Annotated in this window: 15 protein-coding genes and 2 pseudogenes; 11 read left to right on the forward strand and 6 right to left on the reverse strand. The window is 70.4% G+C overall.

Going from position 1 to position 18351, the window contains the following annotated elements; translation table 11 throughout:
* Positions 1-79: 79 nt before the first annotated feature.
* Positions 80-799 (reverse strand): helix-turn-helix domain-containing protein, encoded by a 720-nt coding sequence (locus AB0L53_RS49975; RefSeq protein WP_364011085.1) that lies wholly within the window; start codon positions 797-799, stop codon positions 80-82.
* A gap of 231 nt (positions 800-1030) precedes the next feature.
* Between AB0L53_RS49975 and AB0L53_RS49980 the strand changes: the two genes are divergently transcribed.
* The 3 genes from AB0L53_RS49980 to AB0L53_RS49990 all read left to right on the forward strand — a co-directional run bounded on the left by AB0L53_RS49980 (position 1031) and on the right by AB0L53_RS49990 (position 4541).
* Complete coding sequence (locus tag AB0L53_RS49980; RefSeq protein WP_364011088.1) at positions 1031-1999, forward strand: alpha/beta hydrolase; 969 nt, start codon at positions 1031-1033, stop codon at positions 1997-1999.
* 40 nt (positions 2000-2039) lie between these two features.
* A complete protein-coding gene (locus AB0L53_RS49985) occupies positions 2040-3050 on the forward strand; it encodes an NAD(P)/FAD-dependent oxidoreductase (RefSeq protein WP_364011090.1) in 1011 nt (336 codons plus the stop codon).
* A 234-nt stretch (positions 3051-3284) separates the two neighbouring features.
* Complete coding sequence (locus AB0L53_RS49990) at positions 3285-4541, forward strand: FAD-dependent monooxygenase (RefSeq protein ID WP_364011093.1); 1257 nt, start codon at positions 3285-3287, stop codon at positions 4539-4541.
* 137 nt (positions 4542-4678) lie between these two features.
* Here the strand turns inward: AB0L53_RS49990 and AB0L53_RS49995 are convergent.
* The 5 genes and pseudogenes from AB0L53_RS49995 to AB0L53_RS50015 form a co-directional block, all read right to left on the reverse strand.
* A pseudogene (locus tag AB0L53_RS49995) lies at positions 4679-5254 on the reverse strand (transposase family protein); the annotation flags it as partial.
* 60 nt (positions 5255-5314) lie between these two features.
* Positions 5315-6178: a Tn3 family transposase gene (locus AB0L53_RS50000; protein ID WP_364011096.1), complete on the reverse strand. Its 864-nt coding sequence runs from the start codon at positions 6176-6178 to the stop codon at positions 5315-5317.
* A 111-nt stretch (positions 6179-6289) separates the two neighbouring features.
* Entirely contained in the window at positions 6290-6853 is a 564-nt protein-coding gene (locus AB0L53_RS50005) for a helix-turn-helix domain-containing protein (protein WP_364011099.1), read from the reverse strand.
* 93 nt (positions 6854-6946) lie between these two features.
* A pseudogene (locus AB0L53_RS50010) lies at positions 6947-7429 on the reverse strand (site-specific integrase); the annotation flags it as partial.
* 79 nt (positions 7430-7508) lie between these two features.
* Positions 7509-7700, reverse strand: coding sequence for a hypothetical protein (locus tag AB0L53_RS50015; protein ID WP_358449242.1), 192 nt, complete (start codon positions 7698-7700; stop codon positions 7509-7511).
* Between the two features lie 161 nt (positions 7701-7861).
* Between AB0L53_RS50015 and AB0L53_RS50020 the strand changes: the two genes are divergently transcribed.
* The 8 genes from AB0L53_RS50020 to AB0L53_RS50055 are packed head-to-tail and all read left to right on the forward strand — an operon-like array spanning position 7862 to position 18317.
* Positions 7862-8509: a GntR family transcriptional regulator gene (locus tag AB0L53_RS50020; protein WP_358449240.1), complete on the forward strand. Its 648-nt coding sequence runs from the start codon at positions 7862-7864 to the stop codon at positions 8507-8509.
* Positions 8506-9600: a threonine aldolase family protein gene (locus tag AB0L53_RS50025; protein ID WP_364011103.1), complete on the forward strand. Its 1095-nt coding sequence runs from the start codon at positions 8506-8508 to the stop codon at positions 9598-9600. The genes AB0L53_RS50020 and AB0L53_RS50025 overlap by 4 nt, the downstream gene beginning before the upstream one ends.
* A 5-nt stretch (positions 9601-9605) precedes the next feature.
* The gene (locus tag AB0L53_RS50030) at positions 9606-10814 is read left to right on the forward strand and encodes a Xaa-Pro peptidase family protein (protein ID WP_364011106.1); all 1209 of its coding nucleotides are present in this window, start codon (positions 9606-9608) and stop codon (positions 10812-10814) included.
* Positions 10811-11626: an NAD(P)-dependent oxidoreductase gene (locus AB0L53_RS50035; protein WP_364011109.1), complete on the forward strand. Its 816-nt coding sequence runs from the start codon at positions 10811-10813 to the stop codon at positions 11624-11626. The genes AB0L53_RS50030 and AB0L53_RS50035 overlap by 4 nt, the downstream gene beginning before the upstream one ends.
* Before the next feature lie 15 nt (positions 11627-11641).
* Positions 11642-12931 (forward strand): MFS transporter, encoded by a 1290-nt coding sequence (locus tag AB0L53_RS50040; RefSeq protein ID WP_364011111.1) that lies wholly within the window; start codon positions 11642-11644, stop codon positions 12929-12931.
* A gap of 45 nt (positions 12932-12976) precedes the next feature.
* Positions 12977-13972, forward strand: coding sequence for a hypothetical protein (locus tag AB0L53_RS50045; protein ID WP_364011114.1), 996 nt, complete (start codon positions 12977-12979; stop codon positions 13970-13972).
* A complete protein-coding gene (locus tag AB0L53_RS50050; protein WP_364011117.1) occupies positions 13972-16887 on the forward strand; it encodes an FAD-binding and (Fe-S)-binding domain-containing protein in 2916 nt (971 codons plus the stop codon). The genes AB0L53_RS50045 and AB0L53_RS50050 overlap by 1 nt, the downstream gene beginning before the upstream one ends.
* Positions 16884-18317, forward strand: a complete 1434-nt coding sequence (locus AB0L53_RS50055; RefSeq protein WP_364011120.1) for an NAD-dependent succinate-semialdehyde dehydrogenase — start codon at positions 16884-16886, stop codon at positions 18315-18317. The genes AB0L53_RS50050 and AB0L53_RS50055 overlap by 4 nt, the downstream gene beginning before the upstream one ends.
* Positions 18318-18351: the final 34 nt, after the last annotated feature.

Genomic DNA, 18351 nt, shown 5'->3' on the forward strand with positions numbered 1-18351 from the left:
ATGGCCCCTTTCTTACGTATTCAGTTCCCAGCCCTCCAAAGGGCTTCGGGGGACAGGGAGTTGGGGGCGGGCACGGGTTTCAGACGGGACTCGGGGGCGACCCGGTCTTCCGTACGTGATCGACCTTCGCGGCGGCGGTGTCCGGGGCGACTCCGGCGGCGATGAGGGCGGCGGTGGCGGCGCCGGTGCCGTCGTCGGACCACAGGCCGCGGTCGACGCAGTCGAGCAGGGTCGCCAGTTGGGCCTCGATGGCTCGGGTGAGCGGGTCGGGCGGGACGGTGGTCTGGAAGACGCCCTGTCGACGGCCGTGGGCGAGGACCCTCGTGGCCATGTCGCGGGCGGGGGTCAGCAGTTCGTCGACGCGTGCGGGGGCGAGGTCCTGGCCGCGGGCCAGCCGGATGAGGGTGCTGTAGCGGTCGCCGACGGGCCACACCATGAGGACGAATCGCGCCAGGTCCGCGACGGCGTCGGGGGTCGGGGCCGGGGCACCCGCGACGGCGCGCCGGATCGCCTCCGCGGCCTCGGCGGCCAGGCCCTCGACGAGCGCGGCCCGGCCGGCGAAGTGGACGTACACGGTGCGCCGGGCCACACCGGCGGCACCGGCGATGTCCTCCAGGCGGCTGTCGGGGTCGCGGGTCAGTTCCCGCCGAGCCGCGTCGAGGATCCGCGCACGGGTGGCCCGCGCGTCCCGACGCTGCGTCGAAGTCGAAGTCGGAGCAGGAGGGGGCGGCGTCTCGTGGGGCCGGGCCGGAGACCGTCTCGGCCTCGTCGTCGGTGTTCGTGCTGGTCGGCTGGTCACATCGGTACCTCGAGGGCGGGTGGGAGGAGGGAGTCATCGCGATATTTGCACGGCAATGGGCAATAAACTAGTCTGCACATCGATGGGCAATTAAGCGATTCCGCTCAAACATGTTCCAGCAGATCGGCTCCGTGATCGGCGTCAGCGTCCTGGTCGCCGTCAGCCGTACTTGCTACTTGGTCCGGGCTTGCCGGACCGCGACGCCGCGAAGGCGGCTTGGGGGTTGAACTCATGACACAGGTGACCCAGCGACCGTCGTCTGGCGAGGACTCCCCGGCCAGGGGGTCCCAGGCGACCGACCGCGTCCGTCATCGGACGGTTCAGGCAGGCGGACTGGAGGTTCCGATCCTTGAGGCCGGCAGCGGGCCGCTCGTTGTGTGCCTCCACGGGTTTCCCGACCATGCCGCCAGCTGGACAGGGATCCTCGACCGCCTTGCGCAGGAAGGGTACTGGGCGGTCGCGCCCGCACAGCGCGGATACTGGCCCGGCGGCGCGGCTCCCGACGGCTCCTATCGCATTGCCTCGACCGGCCAGGACGTCCTGGCCCTGATCGAAGCGCTCGGGCGCGAGCAGGCGGATCTCATCGGCCACGACTTCGGAGCCGGGGCGGCGTACGCGGCAGCGAGCCTCGACGCGACACGTGTCCGCAAGCTTGTCACCATGGCGGGTCCCCACGGCCGTCAACTGCTGACCGCATTGGTCACTGACGGTGACCAGCAGCGACGCAGCTGGTACATGTTCTTCTTCCAGACAGCCATGGCGGAGGCGGCCGTCGAGCTCGACGACTTCGCCTTCATCGACCGGCTCTGGCGGGAATGGTCACCCGGCTACGAGCTGCCGGATGCGGAGCGTGCCGCGCTCAAGGAAACCCTGGGTGCTCCAGGAGTCCTGACCGAGATCCTGGGCTACTACCGCCAGTTGTTCACGCCCCCCGCGGACGAGGCGACCCAATCCCTGCAAGCCCAGGCCATCGGTGCCCTCACCGTCCCGTCGCTCTACCTCCACGGGGCCGACGACAACTGCATGTCCGTGGAGTTGAGCGACGGCATGGACGACCTGTTCACGAACGGCCTCGAACGCATCGTCATACCCGGCGCAGGGCACTTCTTGCACCTGGAGCAGCCCAAGACGGTCGCCGACCACATCCTGGGCTTTCTGAACAGCTGCCCCCCTCCAACCACCCAGAACTCGAAGGGTTGACCGAACCATGACTGATAAGGAAAGGCAGGGGGCCATGGCTGTGACGACTCCTGCGTACGCGAGCGACGCACTGGCCGAGGGGACCGTCGACGCGGTGGTGATCGGCGGGGGCGCCGCGGGGCTGAACGGTGCACTGATCCTCGCCCGCTCCCGCCGCTCGGTCGTCGTGATCGACAGCGGCTCCCCGCGCAACGCGCCCGCGAAGGCCGTGCACGGCTTCATCGTCTTGGACGGCACCCCGCCGCCCGAGATCCTTCGACGGGGCCGGGAGCAGGTGGGCCAGTACGGCGGACGCGTCGTGTTCGGCGAGGTGGTCTCGGCCGAGTCTGCCGCCCCGTCGGCGGACGGGGACCTGCGGTTCACCGTCACCCTGGCCGACGGCCGCAGCATCACCGCTCGCCGCATCCTGGTGGCCACCGGCCTCACGGATGTGCTGCCGGAGGTGCCCGGGCTCGCCGAGCACTGGGGGCACAGTGTGGTGCACTGCCCGTACTGCCACGGCTGGGAGGTGCGCGATGAGCCCATCGGTATCCTCGCCACCGGCGCGGCCTCCATTGGCCACGCGTTTCTGTTCCGGCAGCTGACCGATGACCTGACCTACTTCACCCACGGCACTGACCTGGACGAGGACAGCCGCGCCCGCTTCGCCGCCCGCGGCATCCGCATCATCGACACTCCGGTCACCGAGGTCGTCAACGACGAGGACGGTGCCCTCGCCGGGGTGCGCCTGGCCGACGGCCGGGTCGTGGCCCGCCGCGTCCTCGCGGTCGCCGCGCCGATGCAGGCCCGCACCCAGGGCCTGGAAGGTCTGGGCCTGCCGGTGCGGGACCTGCCGAAAGGCCGCGGTTTCGCCTCCGGCATGGCCGGCATCACCGAGGTGCCGGGTGTGTGGGTGGCCGGCAACGCCACCGATCTGGTCGCCCAGGTCGGGGCCTCCGCAGCGGCCGGCGCGCTGGCCGGCGCCGACATCAACAGGATGCTGGCCATCGCGGACACCGACGCGGCCCTCCAGGGGATGGTCGAGGTAGGCCCGAAAGGGGCCACAGGATGATCTTGAAGCCCTGAGATCTCAGCCCGTCACCCGCTCGCCTCACCTTCGCTGGCGAGGAAACCGATCTGTTTTCCCAGGCGGAAACCGATCAGTTTCCAGACGGTTTTCGGCCATGCCCAGCAAGCAAGCAGCAGGAGCGTCCCGCCGAGGTCAACGCCACACTCCTCGGCTTCCTCGCCCGCCTCGACGACTCCACATCCTCGGCTTCCTGAACGGCCGACCCACCCCAACCAGATGGAGGACACGACAATGTCGGAGCGCAATCCCATGGACAAGAACACGACATCGCGACAGCGGGCCCTGGTGGTCGGCCTCGGGATCAGCGGGACCGCCTCCGCGCTGCGACTGCATCGCGCGGGCTGGGACGTGGTGGTGCTGGAGAAGGCCCCCGAGCGGCGCCGCGGCGGATACTTCATCGCCCTGTTCGGGACCGGGCTCGCCGCCGCCGAACGGCTGGGCATCGCCGATGCGGTGCCGAATCGCTTCGCTCCGGAAGGCGTGAGCTACGACGTCGACCGCACGGGCCGGCGCCGCCGCGGTGTGGGCTACGCCGATGTGTTCGGCGGGTCTCGAATGGTGATGCGGGGCGACATCGAAGACGCGGCCTTCACCGCCCTGCCCGACGAGGTCGAGATCCGGTACTCGACCGTGCCGATCGCGCTGGACCAGTACCTCGACGGGGTGGACGTCGAGATCCGCGACCTGACGACGGAGACGACGACCGTCGAACGGTTCGACCTGGTGGTCGGGGCAGACGGACTGCGCTCGACGGTGCGCCGGCTTGCGTTCGAGCCCGAGCAGAGCCCGATCCGTCGGCTGAACTACATGATCGCCGTGTACAGCCTGCCCGAGCCGGTACCCGGCTACCGCCTACAGGACGGGCTGTACATGGCCGAGGCGGGCCGATCGGTGTGGGTGTTCTCGTTCGCCGACCGTCCGTCGTCGGTGCTGTTCTCCTACCGCACCGACGACGTGGACGCCGAGTTCACCCGGCCGGCCATCGACTCGCTGCGCGCCGCCTACGGCCCCGAGCCCACCGGCTCCACGCTCGGTTGGCTACTCGACCAGTTCGAGAAGGCCCCGGACCACCTGTTCGACTCCGCCGAGCAGGTGCACCTCGACCACTGGCACCGCGGCCGAGTCGTGCTCGTCGGCGACGCCGCGTGGTGCCTGACCGTTTACTCCGGCATGGGGGCATCCACCGGCCTGGCCGGGGCGGACCTGCTCGGCACCATGCTGGAACACCACCCGCACGACGTGCCACGAGCGCTGCAGGACTGGGAGGACCACCTGCGCCCGTTCATCGACCACCACCTCGGCAGCGGTGTGAGCATGCGCGGTTTCTTCACCCCAGGCAACCGCGCCGAGTTGCTGCTTCGGTCCGTGATGATCCGCCTCGCCCGGCTGCCGATCGCCAGCCGGCTGCTCGCCAAGATGATGACCAACAGGGCGCGGATGAAAAGTCTGGATATCGCCGCCGCTGCAGCGTGAGTGGAGTTCCTCGAATACAAGCGGGAGAACGAGGTCGTCTGGGCCCGCAACGACTTCGTCGAACGGATGCTCGGACGCAAGCCGCGCACTGAGGCTTTCCACGTAACGTCGTGTGACGGTGTGTGATCATCTTCCGGTCATGTGGTGCGGCCGTGTTCGTGGTGGAGCAGGACCAGGGCCGCAGCTGCGATGTCGCCGAGGCGCGGTAGCGGCGAAGCGCCTTAAAGGTGGTCTTGAGCAGGGAGTTGGCGCGTTCTCCCAGGCAGCGCAGGCCGCCGGGCGTTGTAGGCCTGCTGGTCGATGGTTAGTTGCCCGTCTTTGGGCTTCTTGAACGGGATCGTGAAGGTCTCGGGCGCGCCCTCGTAGCCCAGGTCCGCCAGCGCCGTCGCGCCGTCGCGGATCCAGTCGGCGATCCGGGCCGGCAGATCAGGGTCGGCACGGGCAGCGCTCATGTCATGCTCGCGACCGGGCCGCACGTCAGAGGTCCACAGCGGCTACCCGTCCGGGGCGGAGACGACCTGGATGTTCCCGCCGTGATGGCGGTGCTTGCCGCTCCATCACAAGTCCACCCCGCGGGAGGGGCCCGGCGTGGCGATCCGGTCGGTGCGGATCAGCGTGCCGTCCACGATCACATACGTGTGGCCGGCCGCTTTGGCCGCCAGCAGCGCGCCGTGCAGCGACGGCCGGCACGCGGCCAGGACCGCGATGCCCTCTAACTAATAACCCTGAGTTCAACTGGGCTTCTTTGGTCTCTGTAGCCCCAGGACCTGGCCCTATCTGCTGGCGCTCCGGCTTTTGCGAACGTTGATGAGACTTCGGGGATTCTGAAGGTCTATCGTCCTGTAGGTGTCGGCGACGTGGTGGTAGGCGATCCCGCCGGGCTTTCCGTACCGGACGCTGGTCTCGGCGAGCAGGTTGTTGAGGTAGGTGTCCATATGGGTGCCGTCGGCAGCCACAGTGGTGCCGTTGCCCCACACCCGCGACATGTCGAGCCGGGCGTGCGCGTTGACCACGTCCGCGATCGCCTCGTTCAGCTTGGAAATGGAGAAGTGCCGGTTGGCGGCCATGGACAGCTCGTGCCCGCTCACTCCGGGGATGTGCCGGGCGGCCTCGTACGGGCCCATGTTGGTGCCCTTGACGAACGTGGTGATCACGTACCGGCCGAACGGGTCGGCCAACTTGGGATCGCTGCCCGAGACCGGGCCGAAGCGGTGCCACCATTCGATCCAGTACGCGGTGCGGGCCACGATGCCCAGCAGCGAGCGTTCCGGCATCCGCGCCTTGATCGCCTGCTCCAGCTTGCGGGCCGAGGGCCGCTGCTCGTCGGCTCGGTGGGCGGCCAGCGTGGGCACGCCGGTCTTCGGGTCGATGAACAGGTCCTCGTTGCCGGGATAGCCACCGTCGGCCACGGCCGCCGCCGCGGTCAGCTTGGCGCGCAATTCGGCGGTGAAGGCGGCGGCGTCGAACGGCCGTACATCGCCAGCCTCGCGCAGGCCCACGTCCACCAGATACTGCGGCAGCTTGACCTCTACCGTCTCCCAGCTCAGCAGCTGCCGGCTCCAGTCGGCGTACTCCTCCGACCCGATCACCGCCACATCCCCGGTGCGCAGTTCCTCGGCCAGATAGCAAAACACCATCGCCTCGGGGTATGACGAGTATCCGAACGAAAAGTCCCGTTAGCAGAGCAGCGTTGAGCGGCTTGCCGTGACTTTCCGTTCGAATGCGTCTCGCCGAAGGGTTTCCGCAGGTCATGACCCATGCAGTCGGGTGGCCTGGACGGCTGTGACGCGGGCGGCGTACACCCGGTGCGCCTTGCGCTCGGCCGGGCCGCCATCGGCGAGGGCAGCGCTCTGCTCCAGCGCGGCGCAGTGGAGCGCAAGCGGGGCCACGATGCGCACCGAGTAGCCGTGGCCGCGGCGGATGGTCTGCCCGGAGGCGAGGGCCTGGCAGATGGCTTCGTCATTGGTGGTGCGCAGGTGATCGGCGAGCAGCCCGGGCAGATCAAGGGTCACATCCGGGTCCGGTGCGGGCGCGCTGCGCCGCTCACCGGTGTCAGCCGACGGCGCGTCGAGCTGGTCGGGCAGGTCGCGGGCGCCGGCGGCGTCCAGGACACGGCGGATGGTCTTGGGGGCGACCTGGTGCCGCCGGGCCAGGGCCTTGACGGCGGCACCCTGACGGTATTCCTCTACGACGGTGGCCGCCTTGCCCTGGTCGAGGGCGGCGGGGCGGCCGAGGGTCTTGCCAGCGGCCTTGGCGGCGGCGACGCCCTCGCGAGTGTTCTCGCCGATCATGTCGCGCTGGAACTCCAGCACGGCGGCCAGGACGGCCTTCGAGGAGGCTGAGTGCAGGGATTAGCGGTAGCGACCTGTGACTTCTTCGCCTGTTAGCGATCCGTGATCTGTTGATCAGTGAGTACGGCGGCGGGGTGCCAGGACCTCGGTGACCTTGGCGATGGCTTCGGCGCCGGGTTTGACGTAGCGCATGGCGGTGCGGGGGTTCTTGTGCCGGGTCTTGCCCATGATGAGCTGCAGCGGGATCTCGGCCTCGCCGAGGTGGGTGGCCGCGCTGTGGCGCAATTGGTGCAGGTCGAGGCCCGCGTACTTGTCCAGCAGGACGCGGGCGCGGTCGTAGCCAAGGCGGGCGCGGCCGGTGTGCGGGCAGATGTCGGCGGCCGCCGGTCGGCGGGCGGGCACGGGGCGGCGTTCGGACAGGAACAGCGGGCCGTGCGTACGGGGGCTGCCGTCGGGGAGCCGGAGGAGGCGGGGCAGCAGGTGGGCAGTGCCGCGGTCCCAGTAGACCCATTCGGTGGCGCCGCCCTTGGAGCGGACGGGCGCGCGCCGGTGCTCCAGGTCGAGGTCCTCGACGTTCAGCGCCAGGATCTCGGCCGCTCTGGCCGCCGTTTAATAGAGCATCCGCCACAGCGCCCGCTTCACGCAGGGGGATGTCACGGCGCGCCAGCCCCAGCACTCAGCTGACCTGCGGCTCAGCGCTTATCGAGAAGTCTCGCGAGAAGTCTCGTCGGAATATGACCACGACCTCGACATAGGCCGGATACCACATGTTGAACATGACGCCCTGACCGTCGATCTCGTAGAAGCGAGGCGTGAACGCCTGGGCGAAGACCCCATCGAGGTCTGCCGAGCGCCCGATCTGGTTCATGGGAAGCCCTTCTCGGGGGCCGCGACTGCGCCGGATGTCGGCGAGTTGTCGATCGCGGGGGCCGTGGTGGCGAGCAGCCTTGCCAGGTCAGCGGAACTACCCGACAAACGGGACGGCGGCGACCATTGACCATCGGATGTACTTCATACAATATATTGTCTATGGATCTGGAGCATTCAGTTACGTCAGCACGGGATGCGGCGTATGCGTACCTCCGCAGCGGGCTGGTAGAGGGACGCCTCCGCCCTGGGGAAATCCTCGACGACGCCACGATCGCCCAGGAGATCTCCATCAGCAGGACTCCGGTCCGAGAGGCGCTCATCCAGCTGGAGCGCGAAGGCATGGTGACCGCCGCGCCGCGTCGCAGGCCCAAGGTGGCCGGGGCCCAGCCGGATGACCTGGCATCGATCATCGCGCCGCTTGGCACGCTGCAGGCGCTGGCCGCTCAACTGGCCGCGCCGTACGCGACCGACGACGACGTGGTCGCTATGCGCAGCCACAACGACGAGCTGCTGCAGGCGATCGAGGACGAGGACACCCGCAGGGCACGCCTGGCGGACATGGCCTTTCATCGTGTGCTGGTGAGCAGGGCGGGCAACCGGTTCCTCACCTCCTATATCGACTCGCTGGAGATGCACACCAGCCGTGTCATGTCTCTGTATTTCCGCAACCGCGGACCTGATGGACAGTCCGCCCGCGAGCACGCCGAGATCATCCAGGCCGTTCTCGATCGTGACGCGGGCGCGGCAGCCAAGGCTACGCGCAGCAATTACCTGCGGGGGCTCAGCCTGGTCGGGGAGGAAGAATGACGGTTCGCTCAGTGATCAGGGTCGTCGAGGACTTGCGGGCCGATCGCCGCACTGACCCCGATGCCGTCAATCTATCCTCCGACACCCAGACCAGGCCGACCGGCGGCATGCGGCAGGCCATCGCGCAGGCGGTCGTCGGGGACGAGCAGACGCGCTCCGATCCGACGACTTTAGCCCTGGAGGAACGGGTCGCTGACCTGCTCGGCCATGAGGCGGCCGTCTTCCTGCCCTCGGGCACCATGTGCAACGAGATCGCGGTGCGGCTGCACGTGGGTCATGCGGGTGACGAAGTCCTGGCCGAGGCGTCGTCCCATCTGATCAACGCCGAAGCCGGCGGTCCGGCCGTGCTGTCGGGTGCGGTGCTCACTCCTGTTCAGGGTGAACGTGGCGTCTTCACTGGTGACCGATTGGCGAGCATGATCCGGCCGCCGGGCAACCGGTACGCGCCAGTCACTCGGTTGGTGTGCGTCGAGCAGACCGCCAACGCCGGTGGCGGGCGCGTCTGGCCGCTGGACGTCATGCGGCAGGTCGTCGAGGTCGCGAGGGAGCGCGGGATCGCCACCCACTTGGACGGTGCGCGCCTGCTGAACGCCTCAGTCGCCGACGGGGTCGACCCGCGCACATACGCGAGCCTCTTCGACACCGCCTGGATCGACTTCTCCAAGGGCCTGGGCGCGCCGGTGGGCGCGGTGCTCGCGGGCAGCGCGAGCCTCATCGAGCAGGCCTGGCGGTACAAGCAGATGTGGGGCGGCGCGCTTCGCCAGTCGGGCATGCTCGCCGCCGCGGCCCTGTACGCGCTCGATCACCATGTCGAGCGGCTGGCCGTGGACCACGCCAACGCCAAGGCGCTGGCCGAGGGGCTGGCCGGCATCGACGGCATCGACATTGACCCGGCACACGTGCAGACCAACATCGTGTATTTCGAGGTCGACGACGCCCCCGGCTTCGAGGCCGGGCTCGCCGCCCACGGTGTGCTCGTCGGAGCCAAGGGACCCCGCCGCGTCAGAGCCGTCACCCACCTCGACATCACGGCGGACGACATCGCCACCGCGATCGCGGCGGCCAGGAAAGTCATGGGAGAACGACGATGATGCACATGGCCCCGAGGCCGGATCCGGTGGCGAACCTGCCTCGCCTGTCCGCGCTGTTCGCGCAGGCGGGAGTGGACGCGCTGGTGGCCTCCAGCGTGGAGAACGTCATCTACCTCACCGGCTATGAACACTGGCCGCTGCACGTCTTCCGCGAGCATGACGTCTTCGCCGTGGTACGGGCCGACGGGCGCCGTGCCCTGATCGCGCCCCGCAACGCGGGCGAATACCTCGCCATGTGCCCGCCCGACGACTGCGACCTGTACACCTACGGCGACTTCTTCGTCGCGTCCGCCCCCTTCGAGGAGCTCTCGACGGTGGACCGGGCGCTGATGGCCGTCAGGCAGGAGCCACCGCACGACGACACGGCCGCCCTCGCACTCGCCCGAGCCCTGCGCGACCTGGGCGTGGACGGCCAGCGAGTGAGCATCGACGGCCAGGCCATGAGCGCGGCAGCGCGGGCCCGGCTGGCCGAAAGCCTCTCAGCGGTCTCCGAGGTCGACGGCAACGCGCTGATGCGCGCCGTACGGCGAGTCAAGACCGCGACCGAGATCGAGCGCCTGCGCGAGGTGGCGAGGGCCACCGAGGGCGCGATGCGCTCCATGCTGGAGAGCGCGCGCGTCGGCGACTCCGAGCCGGAACTGGTCCGCCGCTTCCGGCACGCGGCGCTGGAACGCGGCATCGAGCCGGGACACTGCGAGACCAACATCGGCGAGCGCGCGGGCGGCTGTTTCCCACCCGACCCCAACGTCAGGGTGCGTGAGGGAGTGGCGATCAGGTCCGACTGCGGCGGACGGTTGCGCGGCTACTGGGCCGACACCGGACGCAACTCCTTCGTCGGCGACGTGCCGAGCGAGCTGGTCAAGGCGCTGGACGCGACGCGAGCCGGCATGGAGACCCTGGCCGAACTGGTCAGGCCGGGCGCAGTCGTCTCGGAACTGGCGGCGGCGGGCATCGACGCCGTCCGCCGAGCGGGGCTCCCCGAATTCCGGCGTCACCACGTCGGGCACGGAATCGGCCTGGAGATGTACGAGCACCCCATCCTGAGCCCCCGGCCGGGCGGCGAACGCCATACCCTGATCGAGGGCGAGGTCATCAACCTCGAAGTGCCCTTCTACGCCGTCGGCATCGGCGGACTCCAACTGGAGGACACGGTGGTCGTCACCGCAAACGGCCCCGAGTTCCTCACCTCCGGGCCGAGCAGGTGGACGCCGTGAGCGGCCTGCCGTCCAGAGTCCTGCTCACCGGAGCCGCGGGCACCATCGGCACGTCACTGCGCGGAACCGTGCTCCGCGAGATCGCTCACGTCCGCCTCTCGGACCTCCGCCCCGTCGGCGCGACGGCGGCCCACGAGGAGTTCCTCCAGGCCGACCTCACCGACCTCGACCAGGTCAGGGCGGCTGTCCGCGGCATGGACGCGGTCATCCACCTCGGCGGCGTCGCCGACGAGACCGGTTTCGCCGCGATCAAGGGCCCGAACCTCGAAGGCGTCCGCAACGTGTTCGAGGCGTGCCGGCTGGAGCGGGTGCCACGGGTGATCAACGCCAGCTCCAACCGGGTCACCGGCTTCCACCCCGTGGACCGGACACTCGACGGGACGGAGGCCGTCCGCCCCGACGGCCTGTACGGCGCGGCCAAGGCATTCGGGGAAGCGCTCGCGAGCCTGTACGCCGACCGGTTCGGCCTCGACGTCGTCTCGGTGCGCATCGGCTCCTTCGAGGAGCGGCCCTCCGAACCGCGCCACCTGCATACCTGGTTCAGCCCCGCCGACGCGGCCAGCCTCTACGAGGCGTGCCTGGCGGCTCCGGCCGGGTTCGGCCACGTCATGATCTACGGGGTCTCACGCAACACGCGCTCGTGGTGGTCGCAGAACGCGGCCGCGAGGGCGCTCGGATACGAGCCGCAGGACGACGCGGAGCGCTTCGCGCACCTCCTGCAGCCGTACACCGAGCATCACCAGGGGGGTCAGTACACGCACTACGAATACGGAGGCTGGGCCGCCAGACCGGGCGCCGACTCCACTCTCTGATCGAAGGATCGCACCATGCTCACACCCCCCGCCCAACCCACTGCCACGCGTAAATCGCGGGTGATCGCCGCGGCTGCGGTCGGCACCATGCTGGAGTGGTACGACTTCTCCGTCTACGCCGCGCTGGCGACCTGGATCGCGGCCGCCTTCTTCCCCACCGGCACTCCCGGCGTCTCGCTGTTGAGCGCCCTGGCGGTGTTCGGCGTCGGCTTCCTGTTCCGCCCGCTCGGCGCCGTGGCCTTCGGCCACATCGGCGACCGGTACGGGCGCAAGGAGGCGCTCGCGCTGACCATCATCGTGATGGGCGTCTCCACCGCCCTGCTGGCCGTCGCCCCCACCCACGCGACCGCCGGCATCCTCGGACCCGTGGTGCTGGTCGTGGCCCGCTGCGGGCAAGGCTTCTCCGGCGGCGGCGAGTTCGCGGGCGGCGCCTCCTTCCTCATCGAGCACGCGCCGCAGGGCCGCCGGGGCTTCTACGGCGCCATCCACTACATGGCGCTCATCGGCGGCAACCTGGTCGGCGCCGGCATCGTGGCGGGACTGAGCTTCTCCCTCACCCAGGCGCAGATGGAGACCTGGGGATGGCGGGTGCCGTTCGTGATCGGGGCCGTCGCGGCCTTCGCCGGTGTCTACATCCGCCGCCGCCTGGGCGACACCCCGGTCATGGAGGGGGCCAAGAAGCAGGACGACATCCCCCGCTCACCCTTCATCGAGGCGCTGCGGAGCGACGGCCGCGCCGTCCTGCGCGGGATCGGCCTGGTCATCGGGTTCACCATCATGAGCTACACCTACGTCAACATGCAGTCCTACATCGTCACCGTCTCCGACCTGTCGCAGGGCGCGGCGGTGGCGCTCTACAGCCTCTCGCTGATCGTCCAGCTCGGGGTGATCGGCCTGTTCGGCCGCCTGTCCGACCGCATCGGCCGCAAGCCGGTGCTCATCGCGGGAGCGGCGCTGATGGTCGTGGCCACCTACCCGAGCTTCCTGCTCATCTCCTCGGGCTCCACCGGCTTGATCCTCGCCGGGCTGATGCTCATGGCGGTGGCGATCGCGGTCTACGCCGGCCCCTTCACCACCGTCATCACCGAGCTGATGTCCAGGCGCACCCGCTACACGGCTCTGGCGGTCAGCTACGGCTTCGCGGTGGCCGTCTTCGGCGGCACCGCCGGCTTCGTGGTCGCCTGGCTGCGGCAGGCGATGGGCTCCAGCCTCGCGCCCGCCCTGTTCGGCGTCGTGGCGGCGGTCATCACCCTCATCACCGCGCTCACCACCCGCGAGACCCGGTTCGCCCGGCTCGAAGACTAGGCAAGGCCCGCCATGACATCCGGATCGCCGGCCGGTGAGACGGTCATGACGATCGGTGGCCCCGTTCCCGCCGCCGACCTCGGCATCACCCTCATGCACGAGCACCTGTTCATCAACCAGATGCGGGAACAGCGGCGAGCGGGGCTCGTCAACGACCTGGACATGATCGTGCGTGAGGTCGGCAGGTTCGCCGGTGCGGGCGGCGGCACCATCGTCGAGCTGACCGTGGCGGAGCTGGCCGACGGCGCCGCTCCCGACCCGGCGGGCTCCCACAACCGCGAGGAGGCGGGCACCGGCTGCTCGTACGGCAGCGCCCGCCCCCTCGCCAACGTGACCGCGCTGGCCGAGGTCGCGGCCAGGACCGGCGTCCGCCTGGTGCTGGGAACGGGCCACTACCGCGACCCCTACCTGGACCGAGACTGGTTCGACCGGCACTGCGCCGACAGCATCGCCGACGAGCTCGTCCGGGACATCAAGGAGGGCATCCCGGGGACCGGCGGCGTACGCGCCGGCATCATCGGCGAGATCGGCGCCGACAAATGGTATCTGTCGGCCGCCGAGGAACGTTCCTTCCGCGCCGCGGCCCGGGCGCACCGCCGTACCGGTGTTCCGGTGACCACGCACGCCGCGCGGTGGCCGGTGGGCCTGGTCCAGCTCGACCTGCTGTGCGGGGAAGAGGGGGTGCCGCCGGAGCGGGTGATCATCGGTCACGTCGACACGGTGAAGGCGCCCCTGGAATACGCGCTTGAGCTGGCCGCCAGGGGAGCGTGGGTGCAATTCGACAACCTGCGCTCACGCCGCCCGCAGGACCTCGACCACCTGGCCTCCCGCGTCCTGGGCTTCGCCAGGTTCGGGCGGCTGGGCCGGCTGCTGCTCTCGCACGACCTGTGCACCACCGCCGACTGGCCGGACGAGGGCGGGGTCGGGCTCACCCACCTGCTCACCACCGTCCGACGGCACCTGGTCGCCGCGGGCCTGGAAGAAGAGGAGTTCGACCAGCTCATGATCGACAACCCGCGCCGCGCGCTGGCGGGCGCGTGATGGACGCCGCCACAACTGCCGTGTCCGCGCTGCGGGAGAACGGGGTCCAGGTCGAGACGGACGAGCGGCGGATCGCGGAGTACTCCTACGACGCGTCCAACTACCGCGTGCGGCCCGCCGCGGTCGCCTTCCCCCGCGACGCCGGCGAGGTGGCCCTGATCGCACGGCGGTGCCAGGCGGCGAACCTGCCCCTGACCGGCCGCGGCGGCGGCACGTCCATGGCGGGCAACGCGATCGGCCCCGGACTCGTCATCGACTTCTCCCGGCACCTGAACAGGATCCTGGAGATCGACGAACGGCAGGCGACCGCACGCGTGGAGGCCGGTGTCGTGCTCAGCGACCTGGCGCGCGAAGCGGAGGCCGCCACCGGCGGGCGGCTGACGTTCGCGCCCGATCCCTCCTCCAGGACCAGGGCGACCATCGGCGGCGCCGTCGGCAACGACGCCTGCGGCAACCGCTCCGTGCGGCACGGCAGGACGTCCGACCACGTGCTCTCGCTGGACGTGGTGACCGCCGACGGCCTGCGGCTGACCGCGCACCGCGGCGGCCTGACCGCGACCGACCCCGACGACACGGCGTCCGTGCGCAGGGCCGCCGAGCTGTCGGCCGGGCTCGGCGAGTTGGCCCGCCGCCACCTGGCCGCCCTACGCACCGAGCTGGGCCGGATCCCGCGCCAGGTGTCCGGCTTCCACCTGGGGCACCTGCTGCCGGAGAACGGCTTCGACGTGGCGCGCTCCCTGGTCGGCAGCGAGGGAGCGTGCGTGCTGGTGGTCGCCGCCACGGTCCGGCTGGTTCCGGTGGCGCCCGCGACACGGCTGCTGTGCCTGGGCTACCGGGACGTGGTGGAGGCGGCCATGGACGTCGAAACGATCTTGCGGTGCCGGCCCACCGCCGTGGAGGGCATGGACCAGGTGATCGTCGACACGATGCGGCGGCGGCGCGGGCACGAGTCGGTCAGCGGGCTGCCGGAGGGCGAGGCGTGGCTGTACGTCGAACTCGACGGCGACGACCTCGCCACCGTCGACAACTCCGCCGCCGACCTGATGCGCCGCCTGGCCGCGGCCGGCCGGCTCGTCGACGGGCGCGTGGTCGACAGCGCCGACGATCGCGCCTCGCTGTGGCGGGTGCGCGAGGACGGCGCCGGGCTGTCCAGCCGGCTGCCACCGCCGTCGCAAGACGAGCCGTCGCGGGATGAGTCGTGGCCCGGTGAGGAGTCATGGCCGGGGTGGGAGGACTCGGCCGTCGCACCGGAACGCCTGGCGGCCTACCTCGCCGATCTGCGCGAGTTGCTGTCCGAGCACGGGCTGCGAGGGGTGATGTACGGGCACTTCGGGGCCGGCTGCGTGCACATGCGGGTCACCTTCGACCAGCGCACGAGCCAAGGCAGGCGCGTGATGCGCGACTTCCTGCGCGCCGCGGCGGAGCTCGTCGTCTCCCACGGCGGCTCCCTGTCCGGTGAGCACGGCGACGGGCGGGCCCGATCCGAGCTGCTGCCGCTCATGTACTCCGCCGAGATGATCGCTGCCTTCGAGGAGTTCAAGGACCTCTGGGACCCCGACGGGCTGCTCAACCCCGGCACCATCGTGCGCGCGGGCAGCCCGACTGTCGGGCTCGTGCTCGCCGAGGTGCCGGACCGGCGCTGGGACACGGCTTTCGACTTCGCTCCCGCCCGCGGCGTCGCCCCCTTCGCCCATGCGGTCCAGAGCTGCGTGGGCGTGGGCCGCTGCCGTACCACCGGCGGGGGTTTCATGTGCCCGAGCTACCGCGCCACCCGCGACGAGAAGGACTCCACCCGCGGCAGGGCACGGGTCCTGCAGGAGATGCTCAGGGGAGGCACCGGCTGGCGCTCGGACGACGCGCGCGAGGCACTGGACCTGTGCTTGTCCTGCAAGGCATGCTCCAGCGACTGCCCCGCCGGGGTCGACATGGCGACCTACAAGGCCGAGTTCCTCCACCACTACTACCGGGGACGGCCACGCCCGGTCTCCCACTACAGCCTCGGCTGGCTCCCACGGTGGCTGCGTGTCACTGGACGGCTCGCGCCTGCGGTGAACGCGCTGCTGGCCACCCGGCTCGGACCCCACCTGGCCCGGCTCGGCGGCGTGGCGCCCGGCAGGGCCCTGCCCCGCTTCGCCGGAAAGCGAGAGCTGAGCCGCGCGCTCGGCCGGCCGGGCCCGTCCGGCGGGCGCGACGGGCTCGTGCTGGTCGTGGACAGCTTCACCAAGGGCTTCCGCCCGCACGTGGCCGGCGCGGCGGCGCGAGTGCTGCGCACCGCCGCGGACTCCGTCGAATGCCGGAGCGACGTATGCTGCGGCCTCACGTGGATCTCCACCGGCCAGTTGCGCGCCGCCGCCGAACGGCTCAGCCGGACGGTCGCGCTCCTCGACGACGGCACCGACCGGCCCATCATCGTGCTCGAACCGAGCTGCGCGGCGGCTCTGACCAAGGACCTGCCCGAGCTCGTCGGCACCGCAGCCGCCCGCAGGGTAGCCTCCCGCGTGCGCGGCTTCTCGGCGACGGTGACCGAGCTGGTCGCGGCAGGCTGGCGGCCCCGGCCCGCCGCCGACCGGGCGCCGGACGGCGTAGCGGTCCAGACCCACTGCCACGAGTACGCGATCCTCGGCGCAGCCCACCAGCGCCAGGCTCTCCAGGCGGCCGGCGTCACAATCGTGCAGGAGTCGGCCGGCTGCTGCGGCGTGGCGGGCAACTTCGGCTTCGAAGCCCAGCACTTCCAGATGAGCATGCGGGTCGCCGAGCAGTCCCTGGCCCCCGCCCTGCGCGCCACACCCGGCCTGCCGGTGCTGACCGACGGATTCAGCTGCCACATGCAGGTGCGCCAGCTCGACCCCGGCCGAACGGCCATGCACCTCGCCGAGCTGCTCGACCCCGCTCCAGAAGAAAGGCACCACCCATGACCACACACGGCCTGTTCATCGACGGCACGTGGGGCCCGTCCGCGTCCGGGCGGACCTTCGCCGTGGAGAACCCGGCGACCGGCGAGACCATCGCCATGGTCGCCGACGGCGACGGCACCGACGCCCGTCGCGCCATCGAGGTCGCGGGCGCACGGCAACTCGACTGGTCGCGGAGCGCACCGCGCGAGCGCGGAGAGATCCTACGCCGCACCTACGAGATCATCGTGGACCGCACAGACGAGCTGGCAGCCCTCATCACAGCCGAGATGGGCAAGCCTCTGGCCGAAGCGCGCGGCGAGGTGATGTACGGCGCCGAGTTCTTCCGATGGTTCGCCGAGGAAGCGGTCAGGATCGGGGGCGACCACACTCTCAGCGGAGACGGCCGCACCCGCATCCTGGTGACCAAGGGCCCGGTCGGGCCGTGCGTGCTGGTGACCCCGTGGAACTTCCCGCTCGCCATGGGCGCGCGCAAGATCGGCCCGGCCGTCGCCGCCGGTTGCACCATGGTGTTCAAGCCGGCCGAGCAGACGCCGCTCACCTCACTCGCCCTGACCCGCATCCTCACCGAGGCGGGACTGCCGGCGGGAGTGCTGAACGTCGTCACCACCTCCGGCCCCGGCGGCGTGGTCGGCCCGTGGATGCGCAGCGGCATCGCCCGGAAGATCAGCTTCACCGGGTCCACCGACGTCGGCAGGCTGCTGCTCGCCCAGGCCGCCGAGAACGTGATGCGCTCGTCCATGGAGCTGGGCGGCAACGCGCCCTTCCTCGTCTGCGAGGACGCTGCCCTCGACCGCGCCGTCGAGGGCGCCGTGACCGCGAAGATGCGCAACATGGGCGAGGCGTGCACGGCCGCCAACCGGTTCTTCGTCCACCAATCCGTGGCCGGCGAGTTCAGCGCCAAGCTGGGCGAGCGCATGTCGGCGCTCAAGGTCGCCGACGGCACGACCCGAGGAGCCGAGGTCGGGCCGCTCATCGACCGGGCCGGGCTGGAAAAGGTCGAACGGCTGGTGGACGACGCGGTACGCAGGGGCGCGTCGGTCGTCGTGGGCGGATCGCGGCTCAGCGGCCACGGCTACTTCTACGCCCCCACGGTGCTTGCCGACGTGCCCACGGACGCCTCGCTGATGTCCACCGAGATCTTCGGCCCCGTGGCGCCGATCATCCCGTTCGACGACGAGGACGAGGCCGTGCGGCTGGCCAACGACACCGACTGGGGATTGGTCGGCTATGTGTTCACCACGGACCTCGACCGCGCCTTCCGGCTCGGCGAGGCGCTGGACGTCGGCATGGTAGGTGTCAACACCGGCCTGGTCTCCAACCCTGCGGCCCCCTTCGGTGGTGTCAAACATTCCGGCCTGGGCAGAGAAGGCGGACGAGCCGGCATCGAGGAGTATCTGGAGAGCAAGTATCTGGCCATGCCCCGTTCCTGATGGCACCGTCAGACCGCTGCGAAGGAACACCCTC

Source organism: Nonomuraea sp. NPDC052129, assembly GCF_040680095.1.
Taxonomy (GTDB): Bacteria; Actinomycetota; Actinomycetes; order Streptosporangiales; family Streptosporangiaceae; genus Nonomuraea.